The 25,132-nt window shown below is 40.4% G+C and carries 23 protein-coding genes; 9 read left to right on the top strand and 14 right to left on the bottom strand.

The annotated features are described in order from the left end of the window. The first annotated feature begins 3 nt into the window (after positions 1-3). A complete protein-coding gene (gene dapD / locus QMA08_RS05805; protein WP_002958324.1) occupies positions 4-831 on the top strand; it encodes a 2,3,4,5-tetrahydropyridine-2,6-dicarboxylate N-succinyltransferase in 828 nt (275 codons plus the stop codon). Between the two features lie 158 nt (positions 832-989). After that, entirely contained in the window at positions 990-1,841 is an 852-nt protein-coding gene (locus QMA08_RS05800; RefSeq protein WP_290173906.1) for a DUF2971 domain-containing protein, read from the top strand. A gap of 141 nt (positions 1,842-1,982) precedes the next feature. Here the strand turns inward: QMA08_RS05800 and QMA08_RS05795 are convergent, their stop codons facing one another. From QMA08_RS05795 to pspA, 8 genes are all read right to left on the bottom strand, one after another. Further along, a complete protein-coding gene (locus QMA08_RS05795; RefSeq protein WP_002958326.1) occupies positions 1,983-2,327 on the bottom strand; it encodes a 4a-hydroxytetrahydrobiopterin dehydratase in 345 nt (114 codons plus the stop codon). A 37-nt stretch (positions 2,328-2,364) separates the two neighbouring features. After that, positions 2,365-3,162, bottom strand: coding sequence for a phenylalanine 4-monooxygenase (gene phhA / locus QMA08_RS05790; RefSeq protein ID WP_010553750.1), 798 nt, complete (start codon positions 3,160-3,162; stop codon positions 2,365-2,367). A 237-nt stretch (positions 3,163-3,399) separates the two neighbouring features. Then, on the bottom strand, positions 3,400-4,581 hold the full coding sequence (megL, locus tag QMA08_RS05785) for a methionine gamma-lyase (RefSeq protein ID WP_290173904.1): 1,182 nt from the start codon (positions 4,579-4,581) through the stop codon (positions 3,400-3,402). A 510-nt stretch (positions 4,582-5,091) separates the two neighbouring features. Then, positions 5,092-6,117, bottom strand: coding sequence for a TIGR01620 family protein (locus QMA08_RS05780; protein ID WP_010553752.1), 1,026 nt, complete (start codon positions 6,115-6,117; stop codon positions 5,092-5,094). Continuing rightward, on the bottom strand, positions 6,114-7,532 hold the full coding sequence (locus QMA08_RS05775) for a YcjX family protein (protein WP_290173902.1): 1,419 nt from the start codon (positions 7,530-7,532) through the stop codon (positions 6,114-6,116). Before QMA08_RS05775 ends, QMA08_RS05780 begins: the two co-directional genes overlap by 4 nt. 63 nt (positions 7,533-7,595) lie before the next feature. After that, a complete protein-coding gene (gene pspC, locus QMA08_RS05770) occupies positions 7,596-7,997 on the bottom strand; it encodes an envelope stress response membrane protein PspC (protein ID WP_165721613.1) in 402 nt (133 codons plus the stop codon). Beyond that, positions 7,994-8,227, bottom strand: coding sequence for an envelope stress response membrane protein PspB (pspB, locus tag QMA08_RS05765; protein ID WP_008168589.1), 234 nt, complete (start codon positions 8,225-8,227; stop codon positions 7,994-7,996). The genes pspC and pspB overlap by 4 nt, the downstream gene beginning before the upstream one ends. A gap of 67 nt (positions 8,228-8,294) precedes the next feature. Next, positions 8,295-8,954 (bottom strand): phage shock protein PspA, encoded by a 660-nt coding sequence (gene pspA, locus QMA08_RS05760; RefSeq protein ID WP_002958333.1) that lies wholly within the window; start codon positions 8,952-8,954, stop codon positions 8,295-8,297. A gap of 186 nt (positions 8,955-9,140) precedes the next feature. Between pspA and pspF the strand changes: the two genes are divergently transcribed. From pspF to QMA08_RS05725, 7 genes are all read left to right on the top strand, one after another. Then, positions 9,141-10,205: a phage shock protein operon transcriptional activator gene (gene pspF, locus QMA08_RS05755; protein ID WP_290173899.1), complete on the top strand. Its 1,065-nt coding sequence runs from the start codon at positions 9,141-9,143 to the stop codon at positions 10,203-10,205. A gap of 15 nt (positions 10,206-10,220) precedes the next feature. Further along, a complete protein-coding gene (locus QMA08_RS05750; RefSeq protein ID WP_024596506.1) occupies positions 10,221-11,828 on the top strand; it encodes an ABC transporter substrate-binding protein in 1,608 nt (535 codons plus the stop codon). Further along, positions 11,828-12,862 (top strand): ABC transporter permease, encoded by a 1,035-nt coding sequence (locus QMA08_RS05745; protein WP_002958336.1) that lies wholly within the window; start codon positions 11,828-11,830, stop codon positions 12,860-12,862. The genes QMA08_RS05750 and QMA08_RS05745 overlap by 1 nt, the downstream gene beginning before the upstream one ends. Then, positions 12,849-13,742 carry an ABC transporter permease subunit gene (locus QMA08_RS05740; RefSeq protein ID WP_002958337.1) on the top strand — a complete coding sequence of 298 codons (894 nt, stop codon included), beginning with the start codon at positions 12,849-12,851 and terminating at the stop codon, positions 13,740-13,742. The genes QMA08_RS05745 and QMA08_RS05740 overlap by 14 nt, the downstream gene beginning before the upstream one ends. Next, on the top strand, positions 13,743-14,735 hold the full coding sequence (locus QMA08_RS05735) for an oligopeptide/dipeptide ABC transporter ATP-binding protein (RefSeq protein WP_002958338.1): 993 nt from the start codon (positions 13,743-13,745) through the stop codon (positions 14,733-14,735). After that, positions 14,735-15,496 carry an ABC transporter ATP-binding protein gene (locus QMA08_RS05730; RefSeq protein ID WP_002958339.1) on the top strand — a complete coding sequence of 254 codons (762 nt, stop codon included), beginning with the start codon at positions 14,735-14,737 and terminating at the stop codon, positions 15,494-15,496. Before QMA08_RS05735 ends, QMA08_RS05730 begins: the two co-directional genes overlap by 1 nt. An 87-nt stretch (positions 15,497-15,583) precedes the next feature. Next, positions 15,584-16,054 carry a VOC family protein gene (locus tag QMA08_RS05725; RefSeq protein WP_290173896.1) on the top strand — a complete coding sequence of 157 codons (471 nt, stop codon included), beginning with the start codon at positions 15,584-15,586 and terminating at the stop codon, positions 16,052-16,054. A gap of 53 nt (positions 16,055-16,107) precedes the next feature. On the opposite strand, the gene QMA08_RS05720 is transcribed toward QMA08_RS05725, so the two are convergent. The 6 genes from QMA08_RS05720 to tig all read right to left on the bottom strand — a co-directional run bounded on the left by QMA08_RS05720 (position 16,108) and on the right by tig (position 24,681). Continuing rightward, entirely contained in the window at positions 16,108-18,009 is a 1,902-nt protein-coding gene (locus QMA08_RS05720; protein WP_290173895.1) for a SurA N-terminal domain-containing protein, read from the bottom strand. Between the two features lie 171 nt (positions 18,010-18,180). Then, positions 18,181-18,471 carry an HU family DNA-binding protein gene (locus tag QMA08_RS05715; protein ID WP_158000827.1) on the bottom strand — a complete coding sequence of 97 codons (291 nt, stop codon included), beginning with the start codon at positions 18,469-18,471 and terminating at the stop codon, positions 18,181-18,183. Positions 18,472-18,654: 183 nt separating this feature from the next. Further along, positions 18,655-21,024, bottom strand: coding sequence for an endopeptidase La (gene lon, locus QMA08_RS05710; protein ID WP_024596372.1), 2,370 nt, complete (start codon positions 21,022-21,024; stop codon positions 18,655-18,657). Between the two features lie 151 nt (positions 21,025-21,175). Next, complete coding sequence (gene clpX / locus QMA08_RS05705) at positions 21,176-22,459, bottom strand: ATP-dependent protease ATP-binding subunit ClpX (RefSeq protein ID WP_002958344.1); 1,284 nt, start codon at positions 22,457-22,459, stop codon at positions 21,176-21,178. Positions 22,460-22,594: 135 nt separating this feature from the next. Next, a complete protein-coding gene (gene clpP / locus QMA08_RS05700; RefSeq protein WP_002958346.1) occupies positions 22,595-23,212 on the bottom strand; it encodes an ATP-dependent Clp endopeptidase proteolytic subunit ClpP in 618 nt (205 codons plus the stop codon). A gap of 164 nt (positions 23,213-23,376) precedes the next feature. Then, entirely contained in the window at positions 23,377-24,681 is a 1,305-nt protein-coding gene (gene tig / locus QMA08_RS05695) for a trigger factor (protein WP_002958347.1), read from the bottom strand. Between the last annotated feature and the right edge of the window lie 451 nt (positions 24,682-25,132).

Raw genomic sequence — 25,132 nt, 5'->3', positions numbered from 1 at the left:
CACATGTCAGATTTAAAAACGATGATCGAAAACGCATGGGACAACCGCGATAGCATTAGCCCAAGCACAGTATCAAGCGACGTAAAACAAGCCATTATCGACGCACTTGATTTACTTGATAGCGGCGCAGCACGCGTTGCTGAAAAAATATCGGGTGAATGGGTTGTACACCAGTGGCTTAAAAAAGCCGTTTTACTGTCGTTTCGTATTCGCGACAACCAACCAATGAACGACGGCGTAAACCAGTTTTACGACAAAGTACCACTTAAATTTAGCGACTACACGCCAGAGCAATTTCAACAAGGTGGTATGCGCGTTGTACCAAACGCAGTAGCACGTAAAGGCAGCTTTGTAGGTAAAAACGTCGTACTTATGCCATCGTACGTAAATATTGGCGCATACGTTGACGACGGCACCATGGTTGATACATGGGCGACTGTAGGCTCATGTGCACAAATTGGTAAGAACGTACATTTATCAGGTGGCGTAGGCATAGGCGGCGTTTTAGAGCCTCTACAAGCTAATCCAACTATCATTGAAGACAACTGCTTTATTGGCGCACGTTCTGAAATTGTTGAAGGCGTAATTGTTGAAGAAGGCGCAGTAATTTCAATGGGCGTTTACATCAGCCAAAGCACTCGTATTTATGACCGCGAAACCGGCGAAATTCACTACGGCCGCGTACCAGCAGGTGCAGTAGTTGTACCAGGCGCACTACCGTCAAAAGATGGCACTCACAGCCTGTACGCTGCAATTATCGTGAAGAAAGTAGATAAGCAAACACGTGAAAAAGTAGGCATCAACGCCCTACTACGCTCAATTGATGAGTAATACGTAGGTTGGGTTGAGAGAAACGAAACCCAACGATACGTTGAAGTTAAGTATTTTAGCTAAACTTTAATTGTATATAGAAAAGCTCTAAGCCCTTTGGGTCTAGAGCTTTTTTTGTTATCTGAACGTTTTCTATTATTAAATGGAGAGTTGATCATATGGATACTGAAGAAAGTAACGAGCTAGTCTATCACTACACATCTTTGGATGCTTTTATCTCTATTGTAAATAGCAGAACCTTTCGGTTTGGCGACGCAAGAGCAATGAATGACTATACAGAGATAGATCATAATATTAATCTTCTTTTAAATTTAGAAAAACAAAAACCTGAGTTAATGAAAAAATTAAATATTTCAAATGAAGGGTTTAATAAAGGCATTAAAAATATTAAGTTTTTCAAAAAGCATATTGAAAATCACTATATACATATAATGAGCTTTAGTAAAAACCCAGATTCTTTAAGCCAGTGGCGGGGATATGCAGATAACGGTACAGGAATATGTTTTAGTATCAATTTATCAGCATTACGACACTGTCTAAATAATACTTACCGAATTGCTGGGAATTGCATTTATATACAAGAACAATTAAACAAAGAAGCTCAAAACTTGTTAAAATTAGCCTCTACTTTTGATAGTAATGATTGTGAATTTGAGGCTAGAAGTAACTTTCTTGATGACTTTATCGCATTTATAACAACAGGTAAAAATGAGGCTTTCATAGACGAAGGTGAAGTAAGGTTAGTTTCTTTCATTGAAAAACTGCCACCACCTCAAGATGTGAAATTCATAAACTCTAATGGCTTTATTAAAAGCTATCTTGAAGTAAGTTTTCCAATAAATATAATTGACACAATTATACTTGGACCGTGTTGTAAATTTACTACTGAAGACCCCGTCTTTAATGATATGTTAGACAATTTATTTTTTAATAAAAAACTCTACGAGTTAGGAGTTGATACTAACCCATATAAGCCTAAAATTTTAAGTTCAAAGGCAACTTTCAGATAACCATAGGACCTCATTTCACTCAACCCAACCTACGCCGATAAAATTAATACCGAGCTGCTGCTCATTGTTAGCAACAACCTCCCAAAACCAAAAAAGCACTTATAAAATAAGTGCTTTTGGGTTTGCTCAATTAATTTTTAATTACAGCGCGTTAAATACGTCGTCTGTTTTAGCTGCGCAAATAAAGTCGTTTTTATGTAGGCCTTTAATTGAATGACTCCACCATGTAACGGTTACTTTGCCCCACTCGGTTAATAAACCTGGGTGGTGGCCTTCGTCTTCTGCCATGTCGCCTACTTTGTTAGTAAACGCGATAGCCTGTTTGAAGTTTTTAAATTTATAAACACGCTCAAGCTGCATAATGCCGTCGCGTACTTCTGGTACCCAGTCTGGGATTTTAGTAATTAATTGCGCTAACTCTTCGTCAGATACTTTTGGCGCATCTACATGACAGGCTTCGCATTTTTGTGCACTTAATGAAGACATTCTAAATCCTTACTTTTAGCTTTTTTAGCATTAATGTTTAACTGGCTAATTTTTCTTTTGGTGGAAATTTTGGGTCGTGCAAACCAAGCTCTTTAGCTCGCTCAACCAAAGTCATAATATCCATTTGCGATATATCAAACAGATCATGAATCGAATTTATGGTGTAGTACTGTGGTTGCATAATATCAATACGGTACGGCGTACGCAGTACATCAAGCACATTCATTGGGCTGATTTCTGGCGTGTTTGAGTATACGTACTGAGTCTCCCCTGGGCTTGATAAAATACCGCCGCCGTAAATACGCAGACCGTCTTCGGTTTGCATTAAACCAAATTCAACCGTAAACCAGTATATACGCGCAAGGTATACACGGTCCTTTTTCTGCGCTGCGTAACCTAATTGCCCGTACTTATGCGTAAACTCGGCAAAGTCAGGGTTAGTTAGCATGGCGCAATGGCCAAATATTTCATGAAAAATATCTGGCTCTTGTAGGTAGTCAAATTCTTCGCGGCTACGAATAAATGTAGCTACCGGAAACTGCTTGTTTGCCAGTAATCTAAAAAACTCATCAAAGTCGATAAGCGCAGGTACTGGTGCAACTTGCCAACCGGTAGTGGCTAGTAACACTTCGTTTAGCTCGCTTAACTGCGGAATACGGTCGTGCGGCAGGTTAATCTTTTTTAACCCTTGCATGTACTCATCGCAGGCTTTGCCTTCAATGCACGCAAGTTGGCGCGCTACAAGCTCAGACCAAATTTTATTTTCTTCATCACTCCAATGTATAACACCATTTTCGTCTGGTGTTTTGGATGTGTATTTACTTGCTTTAGCCATAAGTACCTTCTTGGGTGTGAGCCCTAAATCGGTGTCAGTGTGATACTCAAGTCTATTGAATATCGAATGACCCCATACTATGCAAAAGTGAAGAAAAGTTTAATAGATAGGCTAACATCAGTATTTAGCGCGATCAACTAGATCGTAAAGTTAAAATTACACACGTGGCACATTAGAAATACAGGCCTTTAAATAAAGGCCTGCAGCTTATTTTTATGTGTATACAATTAAATACATCTAACCAATTTTAGTAAAAGCTTGGTCTAAATCACTAATAATGTCGTTAACATCTTCAAGCCCAACCGAGAGCCTGATCAGCCCATCACTTATTCCAGCGGCGGCTCGCTCCTCTGGCGTATAAGGCGAGTGAGTCATAGATGCAGGATGCTGAATCAGTGTTTCAGCGTCGCCGAGGCTTACTGCAAGTGTACAAAGTTTCATACTATCAATAAATTGAGCGCCATTATGTAGCGTGCCTTTTATTTCAAACGCAATAACACCACCAGCGGCTTTCATTTGATTACCAATAAACTTATAACCTGGGTGCGATTTAAGCCCCGGGTAATATACGGTGCTTACTTGTGGGTGAGCTTCTAGATATTGCGCTATTGTTTGTGCGCTTTGACAATGGCGTTCTATTCTAATAGCGAGTGTTTTTAAGCCTCGATTAATTAGCCATGCATCGTGTGGGCTTATGGTTGCACCAATGTCTTTTAATACGGTCATTTTAATGTGTTTTATGTGCTCAAGCGATCCACATACAATACCCGCTACTACGTCTCCGTGGCCGTTTAAGTACTTGGTCGCACTGTGCATTATAATGTCGATGCCGTATTTTTTAGGCGATTGCAGTAGCGGCGTTAAAAAGGTGTTGTCGACCACACTAATTAAATTGTGTTCTTTAGCAACTGCGCCAATCAGTGCCAAATCAATAACCGCCATAGTGGGGTTGATTGGCGTTTCTACAAATATCATTTTTGAATTAGGTTTGATGGCAGCGCGTAGTTCGTCCTCGTTGGTCATATCAACAAAAGTGACTTCGATTCCCCAGCGCGGCAACATATGCGAGAAAAACGCAAAGGTACAACCATATAAAGCACTTGAGGCAACAAGGTGATCTCCTTGCGATAAAAAGCTCAGTACTGAGGCCGATACAGCCCCCATACCTGTTGCGGTTGCAGCTGCTGCTTCACAGCTCTCTAGTTGAGCAACTTTTTGCTCAAGCTCTGTAGTTGTGGGGTTTCCTAAACGCGTATAAATATAGCCAGGTTCGTCGCCTGCAAAACGCGCAGCACCTTGTGCGGCATTTTCAAAATGAAAGGTAGAGGTTTGATACAAAGGAGAAGTGAGTGCGCCGTGCGGGTCGTTTGCTTTTTGTGGTCCGTGAATACACTGGGTGTTTATATGATGCTTGCTCATTGTAGGCTCATTTTTTGATTATTATGTTTTTGCGATTCAACAATCAAAACGTATGCACTTACAAACAGCAAGCATGCCGGATGCTCAGATGGCTATTTGTGTAAAAACCGTGCAGCGCACGTTTGTACACAAATATTGCCACCAGGGCGTGTTGACCTTTGCGGATTGAAATTTGTTCAAACTAGGGGCGATTAAATCGCGGCGCGAGGTTTGTAACCTAGTGGGCTCGATAACTGCTCCTGCGTTATTCTAATGGCTTACATCCATGTAAGAATAAGTAAAAACCGAGCAAAGCTTCCGCGTCCTGCTCACGCCCCTTACCTACATCCATGTAGGCAACAAAGAGTTAATCGTCCCTAGAAAGAACCCAACGGGCAGCGCATGTTTGGCATTTATGCTGCGTTATCGCCTATTTATGGGGAAGAACCACACTTCATAGGCTCTGCCTTGCCTAAATACCAAACACACTGCTGTAAATTCAACCATCAAAGATCAACACGCCCTCGTATTTTATTGTGTTGGTTCCGCCTTTTTACGGCTCATAATTTTACCTGCGATGCTTTGCACAGTGCCTTTTAGTAAGCTGCGTTTGTTTTCAAGCCGTGGTAATGGGCGACTAAGCTCCATTGCTTTGTAACCAATACGCGCTGTAAAAATACCGGCGCTAACCCCTTGCGCTGCCCGCCCCGAAAGCTTACCTAAAAGCTCAGCACTTAGTGCAGTTGCAGCAAGGTCAGATACAAGCTCTGCACTGCCAACAAACATTACTTGTTTTATCAACATGCGGTATAACTTTATACGGCTCGCGTAGCCAAAACCAATGCCGTAAATTTTACCAATTTGTTCTATTAACTTAGTACCACGCCAAAGCACAGCCATCATATCCACCAGCGCAAGTGGGCTTAGGGCAACTAGCAGTGCGGATTCAGTCGCAAACCGATTTATAAGCTTTTTAGCTTTGGTGTCTTGGGTTATTAATAAACTGTTGGCGTACAGCGTCATTATTTCTTTGTCGCTGTGATGCGTCGCTACTTGGTTTTTAAAGGTTTCAAAGTTATCAAGCTCTTGGTGTTTATTAAGCTTTTCGAGCCAAGGTAACGCACCGCCTACTTGCTCGCTGTTTAAAAGCCTGTCGGCTTCAACTCGGTGCAGTTGGTTACGCTTTAAACTGCGCAGCATTCGGTACTCTCGCCACAATAAGCGCCCTATTAGCAGTACACCACTTACAACCGCGGTTAAATAAACACTGCCTAAAATAATTGACTGCTCGAAAGCAAATACTAACGAGTATGCAAACTCTAAAAGCACCAGCACTATAAAACTAATAGCAAAAACACCTTTAAGTGTTTGCCACTTTGACTTTTTATATACAGGCTCCAGATCTATTTCTGGTTCTAGTGCTTCATCTTCAAGTTCTTCGTAATCACTTTGTCCGTGCTGAATAATTTTTGCAGGTGCTAAAACGGGTTCGTTTTGCTCAATGCTTTGCGTATCTATACGACGCCCTGCTTGAAATGGTTGGTTTGACTCACTCATGTTAATTTGTCTCCTAGCAGGTACTGCATGACATGATCTAATCGAATATGTTTTAGTTGTTTATCGGGGCTCGGCATTGGAGAGAACGATAAAAACTCAAATCCCTGTGCTGGCCACTCATTTTTATTAAGCATCCGCGAGGGAGGTTGCGGCGGTAAATACGTAAGCCAATCAGGCTCGTGTAATGGTTTACCGTAAATGCAGTCAAGCGTTTGGCCTTTGTCGGTAATTTGGCGCGGCTGCGTTGCTGTAATTGACGACATGGCCATGGTTTCTATTTTTACACCATCAAACTTTAAATGATTACTTTGCTCATGCACGAGCGAATCAAGTAGTAGTGCTAAATCTTTATGGTGTTTTGCACTTATGTGATCTGATTTATTAGCTGCAAATAATATTTTGTCTATGTTGGGCTTAAATAAACGTTTAAAAAAGCCCGACTCACCGTAATTAAAGTGTGCGAGTAATTGGTTTATTACACTGCTTTGCTCTTGGAGTGTTTCGTGCCCTTCGTTTAACGCACTAAGTACATCTACAAGTACGATTTGGCGATCAAAGTGCCTAAAATGCTCATTATAAAATGGTTTTACGACTTCTTTTATATAGGCGTTAAAACGCTTAATTAAATGCGCTAAATTAGAACCCGCAACAACATCGTCACTATTTATTTCACCCGATACCGGAAAAAACAATAACAATGGCGCGCCTTGTAAATCACCTGGCATAAGCATGCGCCCAGGTTGTAACATGGCAAGTTTGGTGTCTTTTTTAAGCCCGACTAACATGCTCTGATAAAGCTGAGCAATATGAGCAAGTGCGTTTTCATCAACGGGAGCGTTTAAGTCAAGTTGCTCAACGGCCATTAAAAAATCACTTGATGTGTTTACGCGCGAAGGCTGAGTTAATAACGGATATTGTTGCTCGCACCATTGAGCATAACTTTGCTCAAGCATAGGTAAATCAAGGAGCCATTCACCCGGGTAGTCAATTATATCTAAATAAAGCGTTGATTGCGGCGAAAAGTGCCCACGCAGCCCTGCATTACTTTGATACTTTATTGCCAAGCGTAGCGTATTAATACGCTCGGTAGATGCAGGCCATGTAGGCACCCCATCGCTTGGTAATAATGAATTTAGCGCGCGGGTATAATTAAACGTAGGGACTTTTAACGCCTCTTGCGGCACAACTTTAGTGGCCACATGGCGGTGCTCGCGCATTACATCAAAAAAAGGTAAGTTTTTATCGCCCGCTTGGGTTGTTAAGTGTTTAACAAGCGCGGTAATAAAGGCAGTTTTACCACTACCACTTAGGCCAGTTACGGCAAGCTTTACGTGTTGGTCTAAACTGCGATGAAGGGCTTTTTGTGCTTTGCCTTTAATGCTTTTAAAGGTCTTTTTTGCAAATGATTGGCTCATAAAGTGTCTTGCACCTAATTTGCCGTAATTTATCACGCTGCAAATAAGGTGCTATTAAATCCTTTAAAGTTTGTTAATTTCACGGCTCACCGTAAACTCGCTTGAAGTTACATGGCGCTCCATATCTTGAAGGCGAGTATCTACACGCGTTAAACGCTCTTTTAAATCTTGCAATGCGCGGCGCGGCGGCTCGCCTTTTTGCCATACTTTAAATTTTACTTCTAGCGGATCGTCATGTTTAGTTGAGCTGTTAGTTTGCACTGTTGCGGGCTCTTTTTTATCTAAAATGAACCAGGCTGCAATATACGCTACCACAAATAATGGGCCACCCGTTAGCAGTACCGCACTAACAAATATAATGCGAACTAACCATAACTCCATATTAAAGTAGTCACTTAATCCCGCACATACACCGGCTATTTTACCGCGTTGTGGGTCTCTTAATAATTCGCGTTTGGCACTCATACTTTGCGTCTCCATTGTGGTGACTCTTGATCAAGCAATGCTTCAAGTGTTTCAACCCTGTCTGCCATTTTTTCGGCTTTATGTGCAAGCTCAAGTAACTGGCGATGTTCGTGTTCACTTAAACCTTGGCTTACTTGTTTTTTGCTACGGTAGTGCAAAATTAGCCACAGCGGGGCAACAAAAATCATAAACATAACAAATGGAACAATTATTACATCTGAATCAAACATAATTCTCTCCTGACAATCCGTTTTGATGTTTTTAAGCAGTGGGGCACTTTAAGTGCCCCTTTATAAATTATTTATCAGCTAGCTTCTTTTTAAGTTCGGCTAGCTCATCATCTATCTTTTCATTTTTTTGTAGATTAGCAATCTCGTCCGCTAACGTCTTTTTACCTAAATCGTAAGACTCAATTTGAGATTCTAGTCCATCAATTTTAGTTTCGTAACGTTCAAAGCGATTAAGTGCGTCTTCTACTTTTGAGCTATCAAGTGTCTTTTTCACTTCAAGGCGCGACTCAGCCGAACGTTGGCGAAGTATAATTGCCTTTTGACGAGATTTCGCATCTGCTAGCTTTTCTTGTAGTGTCGTTACTTCTTGCTGTAATTTCTCAATATGAGACTCTACATGTTCAAGTTCACTAGCGACTGAAGCAACGGCATCTGCCGACTTTTGCTTTTCAAGTAAGGCTGAACGCGCTAAATCGTCGCGGTCTTTACTTAAAGCCAGTTCGGCTTTATCTTGCCAATCGCTTACCTGCGCTTTAAGTGTATCTAAGCGGCGTACAATTTCTTTTTTCTCAGCCAATGTTTTAGCTGATGTAGAACGTACTTCAACAAGCGTATCTTCCATTTCTTGAATAATCAGACGAACCATTTTTTCTGGGTCTTCTGCTTTATCTAAAATGGCGTTGATATTAGAATTAACAATATCTGCAAAACGTGAAAAAATTCCCATAACATTTACCTCTGTAATTAAAACTTAGTTAGTCTGCTATAACTAGTATCAATATGCTTGCCAACTTTTTAAAAGATAAAATACACTTTATTTTCATTACGTTAAACTAAATATACAAATTTCTTTAGTTATCCCTAATTATGAAATACACTAACTGTTAGTAAAAATGACCAAGAGTTAGGAAATATGAGCCAATATCGCCAACAGGATAATTTACTCGGCCAATCAGATAGCTTTCTGTCTGTATTAGATCAGGTATCGCAACTGGCTAATTTAGATAAACCGGTACTTATTATTGGTGAACGCGGCACAGGTAAAGAGCTAATAGCAGCACGCTTACACTTTTTATCAAAACGCTGGGATCAAAACTATGTAAAGCTTAACTGTGCAGCGCTTAACGAAAACCTACTCGAAAGTGAGTTATTTGGCCACGAAAGCGGCGCTTTTACGGGGGCAAGTAAACGTCACGAAGGTCGTTTTGAACGCGCTAACAGCGGCACACTGTTTTTAGATGAATTAGCTAATACCTCAGCTATGGTACAAGAAAAACTGCTGCGCGTTATAGAATACGGTGAGTTTGAACGTGTTGGCGGCAAACAAACTGTAAAAGTAGATACCCGCTTAGTGTGTGCGACAAACGAAGATCTTCCTTATTTGGCCGAGCAAGGTGAATTTAGAAGTGATTTACTCGATCGCCTTGCCTTTGATGTAATTACCCTGCCACCACTGCGCGAACGCCAAGACGATATTATGCTTCTTGCTGAGCAGTTTGCGATGAATATGGCGCGCGATTTAGAGTGGGAACTGTTTAGCGGTTTTACCCGAAGCGCAACAGAAACACTGCTTAGTTATGATTGGCCTGGTAATATTCGTGAACTTAAAAATGTGGTTGAACGCAGTTTGTATCGCCACGGTAGTGAACATATTCCCGTTCACCAGATTATTTTAGACCCATTCGATAGCCCATTTAGACCAAAAGCGCGTATTAAAGCACATGTAGCAGCTCAAACTGTTAATGCAGAGCCTATTGTTGTTGCGCCGCCGATTACTCAAACAAGCAATGATTCAGCCGTTAATATTCAATTTCCGTGCAGCTTAAAAGAGCGTTCAAACGACTTTGAAATAAACATGATTAATAAAGCACTCGAACATAGCCAATTTAATCAAAAGAAAACTGCAGAAGTACTTGGTTTAACGTATCATCAATTACGTGGTTATCTTAAAAAATACAACTTGTTGGATCAACAATAGTCAGGGGTTATGCGGGTGCATAAATTATTACTTGTTTTGCTTACCACCACTTTAGTTGGTTGCCTTGATAGCAAAGAAGAAATCATAGAAGAAAAAAACCAAGGCTTAGTTTATTGCGCTGAAGCTAACCCTGTGTCGTTTAATCCGCAAGTCACGACCACCGGTTCAACTATTGATATAATTGCTAACCAATTATACGACCGCTTAATTAGCATTGACCCTGTTACGGCAGAGTTTCAAAGTGAGCTGGCGACCGATTGGAAAATTAGCAAAGATGGTAAATCGGTTACCTTTACCTTGCGTAAAGATGTAAAGTTTCATACAACTTCTTATTTTACCCCATCGCGGGACTTTAACGCCGACGACGTTATATTCACCTTTAGCCGATTATTCGATGTATATAATCCATATCACTTTGTGGGCGATGCCGATTACCCTTATTTTCAAAGTGTAGGAATTGATCAACTTATTCGCAAAATTGTGCGCGTGTCTGACTACCAAGTGCGTTTTGAATTATTTAATCCTGAAAGTAGTTTTTTAGCTAATATGGCCACCGACTTTGCCGTGGTGCTTTCAGAAGAATACGCCATGAAACTTAAGAAAAATAATCAAAAAAACTTATTTGATCAGTACCCTATTGGCACCGGCCCGTATATTTATAAAGAATACCGTCGAGATCATCTTGTGCGCTTTTACCGTAACCCACTTTATTGGAAGCATGACGTTGCACTTGAGCAATTGGTTTACGATATAACCCCTAACGGCACTACGCGCATAGCAAAAATGCTGACTAAAGAGTGCGATGTAACGGCTCATCCAAGTAGTGCACAATTGAGCATTTTAGCGCAACGTGATGATATAAACGTCGAAAAAGAAACAAACTTAAACATAGGTTATTGGGCATTTAATACAGAGCGTGCCCCGTTTGACGACTTACGCGTACGCCAAGCGCTTGCCCACGCAATAGATGTAGATAAAATAATGCAGGCGGTTTATTACGGTAACGGTACTCGCGCACAATCTATTTTGCCACCAACCTCTTGGGCATTTGAGCCACAAGAAGATATACCTACGTTTGATCCAGAACTTGCTAAAAAGTTACTTATTGAAGCAGGGTTGCCTAATGGCTTTGATATGACGATATGGGCTATGCCTGTGAGTCGTATTTATAATCCCAACGCACGTAAAATGGCTGAGCTTATGCAAAGTGATTTACGCAAAGTAGGCGTTAACGTCAGTATTGTAGAATATGAGTGGAATACGTTTATTCAACGTATTGGCGAACATCGACACGACAGTGTATTACTTGGTTGGGCCGCAGATACACCCGACCCTGATAACTTTTTTAGCCCGCTGCTGAGTTGCACCGCTACTTTTAGTGGTAAAAACCCTGCAAACTGGTGTAATCCCCAATTTGATTTATTGCTTACTAAAGCACTAGACACCACTGATTTAAACAAACGTAAAAAATACTACGAAGACGCACAAAGCTTAATTATTAAAGAGTTGCCGTTATTACCTATTGCTCATGGCTTGCGCTTTCAAGCAAGTAGCGCTGATGTGGAAGGCATAACACTTGGCCCGTTTGGTGCTATTTCGCTTGCTAATGCGAGGAAAAAATAATGATCTTAGATTATATTTTACGTCGCCTTGGCTTGTTCTTTTTTATGATACTAATGCTCAGCGTATTTACGTTTTCACTGGCGTATTTATTTCCCGGTGATCCGCTAAGTAATTTAAGTGGCATACCAAGTGGTAACTTTGCACAGCATAGTGAGCTTGAAGATAAATATTTATACAACAGCAATTACTTTATGCAATACATTGCCTTTTTAGGGAGAATATTTCAAGGCGATTGGGGGCTTTCGTTTGCCTCTGGTAACAGCGTGTTTAGTCATATTATTGACTTACTACCGGCTACTTTAGAGCTAAGCGTATATGCATTAATTGTATCGGTTGTTATTGGTGTACCTACTGGCATTTTAGGCTCTGGCTATCATAAACGCTGGCCCGATAAACTTATAAACTCTGTCACTATGGTAGGTTATTCAATGCCTGTGTTTTGGCTCGCATTGTTGTTAATAATGGTTTTTTCATTAAAGCTTGGCTGGTTTCCTATGTCGGGCAGAATGGGCCTCCTTTACGAAATACCCGCCAGTACAGGGTTTATATTAATTGATATTGCTCTAGCTGGGTTTCCATATAAAGGAATGGCCTTTGTTGATGCGCTGCGCCATTTAACACTCCCTACTATTGTACTGGCCATGTATCCAACCACAGTATTAGTGCGCTTTACTCGCGAGTCTATGCTTAAAGTAATGGATCAAAACTTTATTAAAACAGCTAGGGCAAAAGGCCTTAACCGTCGTCAACTTATCATGCACCATGCGCTTCGTAATGCATTATTACCGGTTATAAAACAAATAGGTTTGCAATTTAGTACCTTGATAACGCTTGCGATGATTACTGAAGTTATTTTTTCTTGGCCGGGTATTGGCCGATGGTTAATCGACAGTATTTATCAGCGCGACTTTCCTGCAATTCAAGGCGGATTAATGGCGGTGTCTTTATTTGTTATTTTAGCCTCTATTACAGCTGAGCTTACTTACACTTTATTCGATCCACTCTCGCGGAATCAGGCCCATGGCAAAGTTTAATTTATTTTCTGAAGAGTCGAATAAATCGCCACTTGCGCGATTTTGGCGCAAATTTAAAAACAATCACCCAGCTTTGGTTGGTTTATGGATATTTATGGCGTTTGCATTATTGGCCGCCACCGCTCCTTTTTTAGCGCCCTATGGCGTAAACCAACAGCATAGTGATGCACTACTCATACCGCCCTCATGGCGAGAAATGGGCGATGTACGCTTTATTTTAGGCACCGATGATTTAGGCCGTGATGTACTCTCGCGCTTAATGAATGGTGCAACATATACGTTTGGACTTTCAGTTGTAGCTGCCCTAATCACGACCCTGTTTGGTGTATTAGTGGGGACTTTTGCAGGGATTAGTAAAGGGTTGCGTTCAAGCTTTTTAAATCATTTACTTGATATAACACTTTCTATTCCTTCTTTGTTATTGGCCATAATAATAATCGCCATACTCGGCCCTGGTTTAATGAATACCGTATGGGCAATTATTTTAGCGTTACTACCGCAATTTATTCACTCGGTGCGCAACCTAATTGTTGATGAATTAAGTAAAGATTACATTACTGCGTTTAGACTCGATGGCGCATCTAATTGGCATATAATATCGCGCGGTATTTTCCCTAATATTTATGAGCATATTGTGGTTATATTCACGATGGCGCTTTCTACTGCGATATTAGATATTTCAGCACTGGGATTTTTAAAATTAGGGGCTCAACCACCAACGACCGAATGGGGCGCAATATTAGCCGAAAATCTGGGCCTTATTTATTTAGCGCCGTGGACTGTAGCGCTACCTGGTGTACTGTTATTTTTAGCCGTGTTATCTACTAATTTAGTAGGCGATGGCCTGCGACAAGTGCTAAAAGCACGTAAGGCTGATTAAATGCAATTACTCGATGTTCGTAACTTAACTATTGAACTACGTACCTCTGAAACTGTAATTAGAGCCGTAGACAGAGTAAGCTTTAGCTTAAAAGAAGGCGAAGTACATGCGCTTGTAGGCGAGTCTGGCTCTGGTAAAAGCCTAATAGCAAAAGCGATTATTGGTGTATTGAACGAACGCTGGGATATTACTGCCGACCGTATTCATTGGCGCGGCGTAGACTTAATGCGTTTAAGCCCAGAGAAACGCCGTAAAATAGTAAGCCAAGATATAGCGATGATCTATCAAGATCCAAGTCGCTGCCTTGACCCAACCGCTAAAATATTTGACCAAATTGCCGAAACACTCCCAGAGGTCGCAACTAAAGGTTTCTTTTTAAAGCGCAACCGCGAGAGAAAAGACAGAGTAAAAGCGCTTATTCATAAAGTGGGCATTAAAAACCACGAAGCAGTACTAAGTAGTTACCCTCATGAGCTCTCAGAAGGCGTATGTCAAAAAGTAATGATTGCGATGGCCATTGCTCGCACGCCTAAGCTATTAATCGCTGATGAGCCAACTACAGCACTTGAAAGCACAACTCGCGCACAAGTATTTAGATTACTAAAAAGCTTAAACCAACTTAAAAATATGTCTATTTTGATGATCTCTCATGAACTTGAAGAGATTGCACATTGGTCGCATGGCATTCATGTTTTATATTGCGGGCAAATGGTTGAAGCAGGCCCAACCCATGAAATATTTAAACAGCCTCGCCATCCATACACACAAGCATTACTAAAAAGCTTGCCAGACTACGAGCAAGGCTTAGCACATAAAGAACCTTTTTATGCGCTTAAAGGGACTATCCCTACTTTGCAACATTTGCCTATTGGCTGTCGCCTTGGGCCGCGTTGCCCACAAGCGCAAAAAGCCTGTGTGGTTACACCAGCCCTAACTAAGCATCATGGGCATAGTTATGCGTGTCACTTCCCGTTAATTAAGGACATGAAGTAATGCAACCACTGTTAAAAGTACAAGCGCTTTGTAAAACCTTTAATGTGCGAGCTGGGCTTTTTTCACGTAAAAAGTTTGAAGTCCTTAAAAACATTTCATTTTGCGTAGGTAAAGGTGAAAGCATTGCCATAATTGGCGAAACAGGCGCAGGTAAAAGTACGTTGGCAAAACTACTTTCAGGAGCTGATAGCGCTGATAGCGGGCAAATTTTGCTCGAGAATAATATTATCGAAGATAATGGCGTACGCGATAATCAATGTCGCCATATTCGTATGATTTTTCAAGATTCAGCTGCATCGCTCAACCCGGGCTTAACCATTGGCGAAATGCTTGATGATTGCCTGCAATATAATACTGAGCTTGATGCTAGTGAACGCACTGAAAAGATTGATGCAACGCTTTCTAAGGTGGGTTTGTTAATCGATCATAAACACTACTACCCGCATATGTTTAGCGTAGGGCAGTTACAGCGTGTAGCGTTTTCTCGTGCATTAATTTTAGATCCTAAGGTGATTGTACTTGATGAAGCTGTTTCGTCTTTAGATCCCTCTATACGGGCGCAAATAGTAAACTTGTTACTTAAGCTGCAGCGCGATACAGGCCTTACGTATGTGATGATCACTCATCATTTAAGTTTAGTACGTCACATTAGTGATTTTGTAGTTGTACTTGATAAAGGTGAAGTGGTTGAATACGGTCCTACTGAAGATGTTTTTCAAAACCCTCAATCAAAAGTAACGCAGCGTTTATTAAGCTGCTAAAGCAGATTATAAATACCTAACTTTTTGTAAGATAACCGTATTTAACTAGGTCTTCTTGTTAATTGTATTTAATTAACAAGAGATCTCATGCTTAAACAAAAGTTACTACTTAGCCTTTCCTCATTACTCCTTCTATCTGCCTCAGCTATTGCTGATACAAATTGGGTTGGTGGCGTTGATCATTTAGGTTTAACCGTATCAAACTTAGATGCATCCAAAGCATTTTTTACTGATGTACTTGGCTTTAAAACGCTAGGGAATGACCCAGCCTATCCTGCTTATTTTTTATCAAACAATAAAATAACCATTACATTATGGCGCGTGAAAAACGATGCAAAACGTGTGGAGTTTAATCGTGCAGAAAATGTGGGCTTACACCATTTAGCACTCAGTGTTGAAAGTATCAAAAAGTTAAGCGAGCTACATGAACGCTTAAAAATGCAAAATAATATTATTATAGAGTTTGCACCCGAAAACTTAGGTAGCGGCCCAACACAACATATGATGATAAGAGAGCCTAGCGGCAATCGGATTGAGTTTATTGCCAGAGGTAATTAAAAGACAATAAAAAAGGCGCTTTAAAAGCGCCTTTCTTTATGAGCTAAAATTAATTACTCAACAGTTTGTGTAGCCGTTGGTAAGTTAAGCTCAGCATTGGCTTTAAGCGCTTCAATAAATACCATGTAGTTTTTATTAGCTTGCGCCATAGTAATGCTTTGTTTTGCTTGAGGGTCAATATTAGCTGCAACTTGTGCATCTGTTACCGACTTAAGCGCAACAATTGCTGCATCACCATTATTTAAATTAACGAGATCGACTACCGCAGAATCCGCTGGGTGAGCCATTTTAAAAGCTTGAGTCACAATAGCAGGTGAAACAGTATAGCTTTGACGTGTTAACTTAGCTTCTTGGCGAAGTGTTAAGCTTTGCTCGTTAGCAACATCGTTTAGGCTCTTACCTGCTTGTACTTCTGCAAATAAGCTACGTGCCTTTTCTTTAGCAAGCTCAGATGATTTTTCATTAACTAAACGCGCTTTAATTTCCTCGCTTACTTCGTCTAACGGCTTAGTAGCAGCAGCTTTGTGCTCGTTAATACGAACAATGATTGCATGCTCATCGCCCAGCTCAATAACTTCAGAATTTACTTTATCTTCAAGTAAATCAACTGATGTTAATGCTGTAACAACTGCAGGGCTGTTTAACGGCTCTGGTAGAGCATTAAGTGCTAAAAGAGGTGTAGATTTAACTTCCACTTCAGCAACTTCTGCAGCATCATCTAAGCGGTCTGAAATTTCAAATGCAAGTGCACCCATTTCAGTTTGCTTTTCGTAAAATGCATCAATTTTTTCAGCTTGTTCTAATTCAGCACGTAAGTCAGCTTTAACATCGTCATACGCTTTAACTTGTTGTGGTTGAATGTCAGTAAGTTTAATTATGTGATAACCAAACTCAGAAGTAACAACGTCAGAAATATCACCTTTATTTTCAAGCGCGAAAGCCGCGTCTTCAAATGCAGGGTCCATTACGTCACGCTCAATCCACTCAAGATCGCCGCCCATTTCACCACTAACGATATCGTCAGACGATGATTGTGCTAACTCAGCAAAGTCTGCACCTTGCTCTAGCTGTGCATGAAGAGCATTGGCTTTTTCTTTTGCTGCATCATCGTCTTCACTGTTATCAATTAAGATATGTGATACGCGACGCTTTTCTGGCTCAACGTATTGTGCTTTGTTTTGCTCATAATACGCTTTAACGTCATCCTCGGTTACCGATTCAACATTGATATCTGCTGCTTTAAGCTCAATGTAACTTACTGAGATAAGCTCTGGAGATAAAAATTGAGATGCGTTTAGGTCGTAGTAATCAGATACTTCTTGAGCTGATACTTCAACATTCGCCGCAAGTGCCTCTTTGTTTACAACTACGTAATCAATACTACGAGTTTGCTGCTGAAGAGCAATTGCGCTTTTCAGCTCGCTCTCTAGGGCAAAGTCTGTGCCTGCAACAGCAGATACTACCTGGCTGCGTGTCATATCTTTACGTAAATATTCACGAAAAGCATCTGGTTGAAAATTCATTTGACGAATTACTTGTAGGTAACGGTCGTTATTAAACTTTTCACCAATTTGAAAGTACGGTAATTCTAAAATTGTTTTACGTACACTTTCGTCGCTTACGCGAAGGCCTAAATCAGCCGCTAGCTGTGATTGCAATTCTTGTTGTACTAAGCGGTCAACTACACCTTGACGAATTTGTGCCATGTAATTTGGATCAGCTGCAATTTGTGTAAAGTATTCACCAAATTGCTGCTCTAAACGGCTACGTTCATTTTGGTAAGCACGGTTAAAATCGGTTTGACTAATTTTAATTCCATTTACTTCAGCAACGGGTTGTTCTGTGGTTTGACCTAAGTAACTACCGATCCCTGCTAAGGCAAAAGATAAAATCACCGCGCCTAAAATTATTTTGGCTACAGGTCCTTGCGAACCTTCTCTGATTTTCTCAAGCATTTGTTTATCTCTTTTTGATCAAGGTATTTTACCTTGTCACATGTAAAAAAAGCGTATCTTACCAGATACGCTTTTTCACTTGAAGTAACTGGCGGAAAAGTTACTTAACTCATCTGTTGTGGTGAATCAGTAACTTTACACTCGCCATAACTAATGTGTTTAAAACAGTGATTAGTTTACTGCGTCTTTAAGCGCTTTACCGGCTTTGAAAGCTGGAATAGTTGCAGCAGCAATTTGGATAGTTTCACCAGTTTGCGGGTTACGGCCTGAACGTGCAGCACGTTCACGTACTGAGAAAGTACCAAAACCTACAAGTGCAACTGAGTCGCCATCTTTTAGCGCGCCAGATACAGATTCGATGAATGAATCTAGTGCACGACCTGCAGCCGCTTTAGAAATGTCAGCATCAGCTGCGATTTGATCGATTAATTGAGATTTATTCACAATATCATCCTCTTTCATTGTTATTATCAAGAGCGATGGTTTTTTAAACTAACATCACTTTTTTGAAAATTTTAGAGCAAACTTTTAATGCCCACATGATTATATTTTTCTTAAGCCTAGGCCCCGTAAGGGCTAGGCTTGAAAACCAGTGCTTAACTTATCATACCGTTTAGATTTGAAAAGCCCTAAAAAGCACTTTTTTTATGTTTTTTCTTGGTTTTTAGGTGTTTCGACCGAAAAACTCTCAACAGGATGCACTAAAGCAAGCTTTAACACCTCGTCAATCCAAGTAACTGGGTGAATATCAAGACCTGCCAGCACGTTGTCTGGTATCTCTTTTAAGTCACGTTCGTTAATTTTTGGAATGATCACTGTTTTAATTCCACCACGATGCGCCGCTAATAACTTCTCTTTTAAGCCACCAATCGGAAGTACTTCACCGCGTAGCGTAATTTCACCAGTCATAGCAACATCTGCTCGTACAGGATTACCCGTTAAGCTAGATACAAGACCCGTTACCATTGCTGCGCCCGCACTAGGACCATCTTTTGGTGTTGCGCCCTCAGGTACGTGTACGTGAATATCACGTTTTTCGTAAAAGTCGCTGTTAATACGGAAAGTATCTGCTCGATTACGCACAACCGTCATTGCCGCTTGAATCGACTCTTGCATTACATCGCCAAGAGAACCGGTGTAACTTAACTTGCCTTTACCTGGCACTGCCGCACATTCAATTGTTAGCAAATCACCGCCAACTTCTGTCCATGCTAAGCCTGTAACTTGACCAATACGGTCGCCATCTTCAGCTTTGCCATAATCAAAGCGCTGCACACCTAAAAAGTCTTCTAGGTTATCTTGATTGATGGTCACTATTTTAGTGTCTTTTTCAAGTAAGATATTTTTAACTGCTTTACGACATAGTTTCGAAATTTCGCGCTCTAAGTTACGTACACCCGCTTCACGTGTGTAATAACGAATAATGCCAATAATTGCGCTGTCTTCGATAACTATTTCAGACTCTTTTAAGCCGTTACGTTTAACTTGTTTAGTAATTAAGTGCTCTTTTGCAATGTTTAGCTTTTCATCTTCGGTGTAACCCGACAAGCGAATAACTTCCATACGGTCCAATAATGGACCAGGAATGTTAAAGCTGTTTGATGTTGCTACAAACATAACGTCAGATAAATCGTAATCGACTTCAAGATAGTGATCGGCAAAATGACTGTTTTGCTCCGGATCAAGCACCTCTAACAATGCTGATGCTGGATCGCCGCGCATATCTGATGACATTTTATCGATTTCATCTAATAAGAATAATGGGTTTTTAACGCCCACTTTTGTCATGTTTTGAATTAGCTTACCTGGCATTGAACCAATGTATGTACGACGATGACCACGAATCTCAGCTTCATCACGTACGCCGCCAAGTGCCATACGAACATACTTACGACCAGTAGAACGTGCAATAGATTGCCCTAGTGATGTTTTACCAACACCTGGTGGTCCAACTAAACATAAAATTGGCCCTTTGAGCTTATTAGTACGCTGTTGTACTGCGAGGTACTCAATAATGCGTTCTTTTACTTTATCTAAGCCGTGATGATCGCTATCAAGAATTTTTTGTGCGCCTGCTAAGTCTTTTTTCACTTTAGAGCGTTTTTTCCATGGCACATTAATTAATGTATCTATGTATGAACGCACTACAGTTGCTTCTGCAGACATTGGCGACATCATTTTAAGCTTATTGAGCTCTGTAGTTGCCTTTTCTTTAGCTTCATCAGGCATGCCAGAATCTTCAATACGCTTTTTAAGCGCTTCAAATTCATCAGGCACATCATCAAGCTCACCAAGTTCTTTTTGAATGGCTTTCATTTGCTCATTTAGGTAGTACTCGCGCTGAGATTTTTCCATCTGCTTTTTAACGCGGGTACGAATTTTCTTCTCAACTTGCAATAAGTCTATTTCGCCTTCCATTAGTGCCATTAAATATTCAAGACGTTCTGTGACACTTGAAATTTCGAGCACTTTTTGTTTTTCAGGTACTTTAAGCGGCATATGCGCTGCCATTGTGTCGGCAAGGCGTGCTGGCTCATCGATACCTGAAACTGAAGTTAGTACTTCAGGTGGAATTTTTTTATTTAGCTTTACATAGCCTTCAAACTGGCTAATTGCGCTTCGGATAAAAATATCTTGCTCTTGTTCATCTACAGAATCAGATTCAATAAATTGAGCATTAGCGACAAAAAAGTCATCGTTATCTACAAACTCTTCAATTTGTGCGCGCTGTGTACCTTCCACTAAAACTTTAACTGTACCGTCTGGTAATTTTAATAACTGAAGTACAGTGGCAATAGTACCGATACGATAAATATCATCTTGCTCTGGTTCATCTACAGTTGCATCTTTTTGTGCAACCAAGAAAATTTGTTTGTCTTTGTCCATTGCCGCTTCTAGGCATTTTATTGATTTTTCACGGCCAACAAAAAGCGGGATCACCATGTGCGGGTATACCACAACATCGCGCAGTGCAAGGACTGGGATTTCGACTCGGTCGGTTCTCTCAAGCGTCATTATAGTTTCTCTTCGCACTTCATTTATTTTAAAGATTACTCAAGTATATGGGGATAACCTAATTAAAGTTCAACAATTTTCCCTAACTCGATTAAATTAATTATAAAAAAAGGAGCCTAAGGCTCCTTTTTCCATTCAAATAGCTTAAAAACTATTCTGATGCAGCTTTATCTTGTTTATTATTTTCATAAATCAAGATTGGATCTGACTCACCTTTAATAACGGTTTCATCAATAACCACTTTGCTTACATCATCCATTGAAGGAAGTTCGTACATAGTATCAAGTAATACACCTTCAACAATTGAACGAAGACCACGTGCGCCTGTTTTACGCTCCATTGCTTTGTGGGCAATTGCAGCTAAGGCATCATCGCGAAACTCAAGTTCAACGTCTTCCATACCAAACAATACTGAAAACTGTTTAGTAATCGCGTTTTTAGGTTCACTCAATATTTGTACAAGAGCTGCTTCATCAAGTTCTGTTAACGTAGCCACTACCGGCAAACGGCCTATGAACTCAGGAATTAAGCCATATTTAACTAAATCTTCTGGCTCTACATCTTTAAATGTTTCACTTAAAGAACGACTCGCCGCAGACTCTTTCACGCTAACGCCAAAACCGATACCGGTGTTTTTATGGCTACGTTGCTCAATTACTTTATCTAGGCCTGAAAATGCACCACCACAAATAAACAAGATTTTAGATGTATCTACTTGTAAAAACTCTTGCTGTGGATGTTTACGACCACCTTGCGGTGGAACAGAAGCAACGGTGCCTTCAATCAGTTTAAGTAGCGCCTGTTGAACGCCCTCGCCTGATACGTCACGCGTAATTGAAGGATTATCTGATTTACGAGAAATCTTGTCAATTTCATCGATGTAGACAATACCGCGCTGTGCTTTTTCAACATCGTAATCGCACTTTTGTAAAAGCTTTTGAATGATGTTTTCAACATCTTCACCTACATAACCTGCTTCGGTTAATGTAGTGGCATCGGCCATAGTAAACGGCACGTCAAGTAGGCGCGCTAATGTTTCTGCAAGTAATGTTTTACCACTACCTGTTGGGCCGATAAGCAAAATATTACTTTTACTTAATTCAATGTCTTGCTTAGTCGATTGGTTACGTAGGCGTTTATAATGGTTATAAACGGCAACAGACAATACTTTTTTAGCATGATCTTGACCAATAACATAATCGTCTAAGTGTTTACGAATTTCTTTTGGTACAGGTAGTTTGTCAGACGTATCATGCTTAGGAGCAATGTCTTTGATCTCTTCCCTGATAATATCGTTACACAACTCTACACATTCATCACAAACGTATACTGAAGGGCCTGCAATTAATTTACGCACTTCATGTTGGCTTTTGCCACAAAAAGAGCAGTATAACAATTTATTACTTTTGTCGCCGTCTGTAGGAGTGTCAGACATTCAGCTACCTCATTTTATTACGTTGGCCACCAAAATTATTGGCGGCTATTTCAATACGCTTTAACTATACCAAAATTTATTGGTTTTCGCATAGTAACTCAAAGTGGCAAACAGGTAGTCCTGTTTACCAAGCGCTTACTTTTTGTCGCGATTTGTAAACACAGAGTCTACCAAACCGTAATCTACAGCTTGCGAAGCACTCATGAAGTTATCACGATCAGTGTCTTTAGAGATAATATCCAATGGTTGGCCTGTATGCTCAGCCATTAAGCGGTTAAGCTTATCTTTAATAGACAGAATTTCTTTAGCGTGTATTTCAAAGTCAGATGCTTGACCTTGGAAACCACCTAATGGTTGGTGAATCATCACACGTGAGTTTGGTAGGCAAAAACGCTTACCTTTAGCACCAGCAGTAAGTAAAAAAGCACCCATGCTTGCAGCTTGACCTACACATATTGTACTTACATCTGGTTTGATGAAGTTCATTGTGTCGTAAATAGCCATACCCGCAGTTACTGAACCACCTGGTGAGTTGATATATAAAAAGATATCTTTATCAGGGTTCTCTGATTCTAAAAATAGCATTTGCGCTAAGATCAGATTTGCCATGTTGTCTTCAACTTGACCTGTTAAAAAGATAATACGCTCTTTTAATAATCTCGAATAAATATCATACGAGCGCTCGCCTTTTGGTGTTTGTTCAACAACCATTGGGACCAATGCATTTAGGGGATCTGTAATACCAGTATTCATACTTATTTAATTCCTTATGCGCTTATACTTATCCTTATTATAAGGAAGCATAGTTATCGTTTTTCGCAAATTTAGAGCCAAAAACTAAAATGGCCCGGGCACGCTGTATAAACAGAGTAACACGAGCCATTTAATCGTTAGCGAGAGCTTAAGTCAATGACTTATTAAGCACCTTGCTGTGGATTCATGATGTCATCAAATGCTTTTTCAACATCAGTAACAACTGCTTTAGCTAAAATAGCTTCAACAGCTTGCTCTTCCATTGCTACATTACGCATTTGCTGCATAAGTTGATCATTACCTTTGTAGTATTCTACTACTTCAGTTGGATCTTCGTATGCAGAAGCTACTGTTGCGATTAATGCTTCAACTTTAGCATCATCAACTTTGATGTCGTTAGCTTTAATCACTTCACCTAATAAAAGGCCAGTTTTTACACGTGTTACAGCTTGCTCGTGGAACAATTCAGCTGGAAGCTCTGGCATGTTTTGAGCGTCGCCGCCAAAACGTTGAGCAGCTTGCTGACGTAGAGCATCAACTTCTTGATCAACAAGTGCTTTAGGCACTTCGATTTCGTTGTTAGCTAAAAGACCTTTGATTGCTTGGTCTTTAACGCTTGCTTTAACCGCTTGGTCTAGCTCACGTGTCATGTTCTTTTTAACTTCTTCTTTAAGCGCGTCTACGCCGCCTTCGGTAACACCGAATTTAGTTGCAAACTCTTCGCTTAATTCTGGTAATTCTTGCGCTTCAACTTTTTTCACTGTGATAGTGAATTGAGCCGCTTTACCTTTTAAGTTTTCAGCGTGGTAATCATCAGGGAAAGTTACATCAGCAACTACTTCTTCGCCTGCTTTTTTACCTACGATGTTATCTTCAAAACCTGGGATCATACGACCTTGGCCAAGTTCTAATGGGAAGTCTTCAGCTTTGCCGCCTTCAAATACTTCACCGTCGATAGTACCTACGAAATCAACTGTTACACGGTCGTTTTCGCCAGCAGCTGCATCAACATCAGCCCACGCTGCGTGTTGCTTACGAAGTGTTTCTAGCATGTTAGCTAAATCTTCGTCAGTTACTGTTACTGCTGGTTTTTCAACAGTAATTTTATCTAAACCTTGAACTTCAACTTCAGGGTAAACTTCAAACGTTGCTGAGAATTCTAAATCTTTACCTGCTTCAAGTGATTTAGGAGCGAATGTAGGCGCGCCAGCTGGGTTGATTTTTTCAGAAACGATTGCTTCAATGTAATTACGTTGCATTACTTCGCCAGCAACTTCTTGACGAACTGCAGGGCCAAAACGCTTGTTAATTACAGATACTGGAACTTTACCAGCACGGAAACCATCTATACGCTGTGTTTTTGACAGTTGTTGTAGGCGTTTTTTTACTTCGGTCTCAACGTTCTCTGAAGGAACGGTGATAGTTATACGGCGCTCAAGGCCTTGGGTCGTCTCAACAGAAACTTGCATGATTTACCTCAATATTCAATTTTGGCGACTGTTCGCCTTCCTTTACAAACAAAGTGTTCTGCATGAGTCTTGATAAAGTTTAAGCGGTTTTTCACACTTAAAAGCATCCGTCGCTACCATGAGACACCATTGCTGCTTTGCCCTTCGGGCACTATGTTAAACAATAGACGCGGCATTATAACCTAATATTTATGATAGTCGAGTATAGGGGGCAATTATTTGGACTAGATAAGGGACTATAAAGACTAACTGAATAAAAAACAGGCTAACTACGGACTAAATAGAATAAAATAGAAATTATTTAATAGAATTATAGGCTAACAGATTTAGATTTATAACTTAGAGGAGTTTACTTATTGTTCTTATTGTATAAGAAAATGGTCGGCGATGCAGGATTTGAACCTGCGACCCCTTGGACCCAAACCAAGTGCGCTACCAAACTGCGCTAATC

Source organism: Pseudoalteromonas sp. APC 3355, assembly GCF_030407615.1.
GTDB classification, from domain to species: Bacteria; Pseudomonadota; Gammaproteobacteria; order Enterobacterales; family Alteromonadaceae; genus Pseudoalteromonas; species Pseudoalteromonas distincta.
This window is presented reverse-complemented; position numbering and strand designations above follow the sequence as displayed.

Bases quoted from the DNA above. Each gene is read 5' to 3' on its own strand.
- QMA08_RS05795 (WP_002958326.1), bottom strand. From the start codon at position 2,327: ATGTCTTCATTAAGTGCACAAAAATGCGAAGCCTGTCATGTAGATGCG.
- phhA (WP_010553750.1), bottom strand. From the start codon at position 3,162: ATGGCTAAAGCAAGTAAATACACATCCAAAACACCAGACGAAAATGGT.
- QMA08_RS05730 (WP_002958339.1), top strand. From the start codon at position 14,735: ATGCAACCACTGTTAAAAGTACAAGCGCTTTGTAAAACCTTTAATGTG.
- lon (WP_024596372.1), bottom strand. From the start codon at position 21,024: ATGACGCTTGAGAGAACCGACCGAGTCGAAATCCCAGTCCTTGCACTG.
- QMA08_RS05720 (WP_290173895.1), bottom strand. From the start codon at position 18,009: ATGCTTGAGAAAATCAGAGAAGGTTCGCAAGGACCTGTAGCCAAAATA.
- QMA08_RS05715 (WP_158000827.1), bottom strand. From the start codon at position 18,471: ATGAAAGAGGATGATATTGTGAATAAATCTCAATTAATCGATCAAATC.
- dapD (WP_002958324.1), top strand. From the start codon at position 4: ATGTCAGATTTAAAAACGATGATCGAAAACGCATGGGACAACCGCGAT.
- QMA08_RS05800 (WP_290173906.1), top strand. From the start codon at position 990: ATGGATACTGAAGAAAGTAACGAGCTAGTCTATCACTACACATCTTTG.
- pspA (WP_002958333.1), bottom strand. From the start codon at position 8,954: ATGGGAATTTTTTCACGTTTTGCAGATATTGTTAATTCTAATATCAAC.
- megL (WP_290173904.1), bottom strand. From the start codon at position 4,581: ATGAGCAAGCATCATATAAACACCCAGTGTATTCACGGACCACAAAAA.
- QMA08_RS05780 (WP_010553752.1), bottom strand. From the start codon at position 6,117: ATGAGTGAGTCAAACCAACCATTTCAAGCAGGGCGTCGTATAGATACG.
- QMA08_RS05740 (WP_002958337.1), top strand. From the start codon at position 12,849: ATGGCAAAGTTTAATTTATTTTCTGAAGAGTCGAATAAATCGCCACTT.
- tig (WP_002958347.1), bottom strand. From the start codon at position 24,681: ATGCAAGTTTCTGTTGAGACGACCCAAGGCCTTGAGCGCCGTATAACT.
- QMA08_RS05745 (WP_002958336.1), top strand. From the start codon at position 11,828: ATGATCTTAGATTATATTTTACGTCGCCTTGGCTTGTTCTTTTTTATG.
- clpX (WP_002958344.1), bottom strand. From the start codon at position 22,459: ATGTCTGACACTCCTACAGACGGCGACAAAAGTAATAAATTGTTATAC.
- pspF (WP_290173899.1), top strand. From the start codon at position 9,141: ATGAGCCAATATCGCCAACAGGATAATTTACTCGGCCAATCAGATAGC.
- pspB (WP_008168589.1), bottom strand. From the start codon at position 8,227: ATGTTTGATTCAGATGTAATAATTGTTCCATTTGTTATGTTTATGATT.
- QMA08_RS05725 (WP_290173896.1), top strand. From the start codon at position 15,584: ATGCTTAAACAAAAGTTACTACTTAGCCTTTCCTCATTACTCCTTCTA.
- QMA08_RS05775 (WP_290173902.1), bottom strand. From the start codon at position 7,532: ATGAGCCAATCATTTGCAAAAAAGACCTTTAAAAGCATTAAAGGCAAA.
- QMA08_RS05735 (WP_002958338.1), top strand. From the start codon at position 13,743: ATGCAATTACTCGATGTTCGTAACTTAACTATTGAACTACGTACCTCT.
- clpP (WP_002958346.1), bottom strand. From the start codon at position 23,212: ATGAATACTGGTATTACAGATCCCCTAAATGCATTGGTCCCAATGGTT.
- pspC (WP_165721613.1), bottom strand. From the start codon at position 7,997: ATGAGTGCCAAACGCGAATTATTAAGAGACCCACAACGCGGTAAAATA.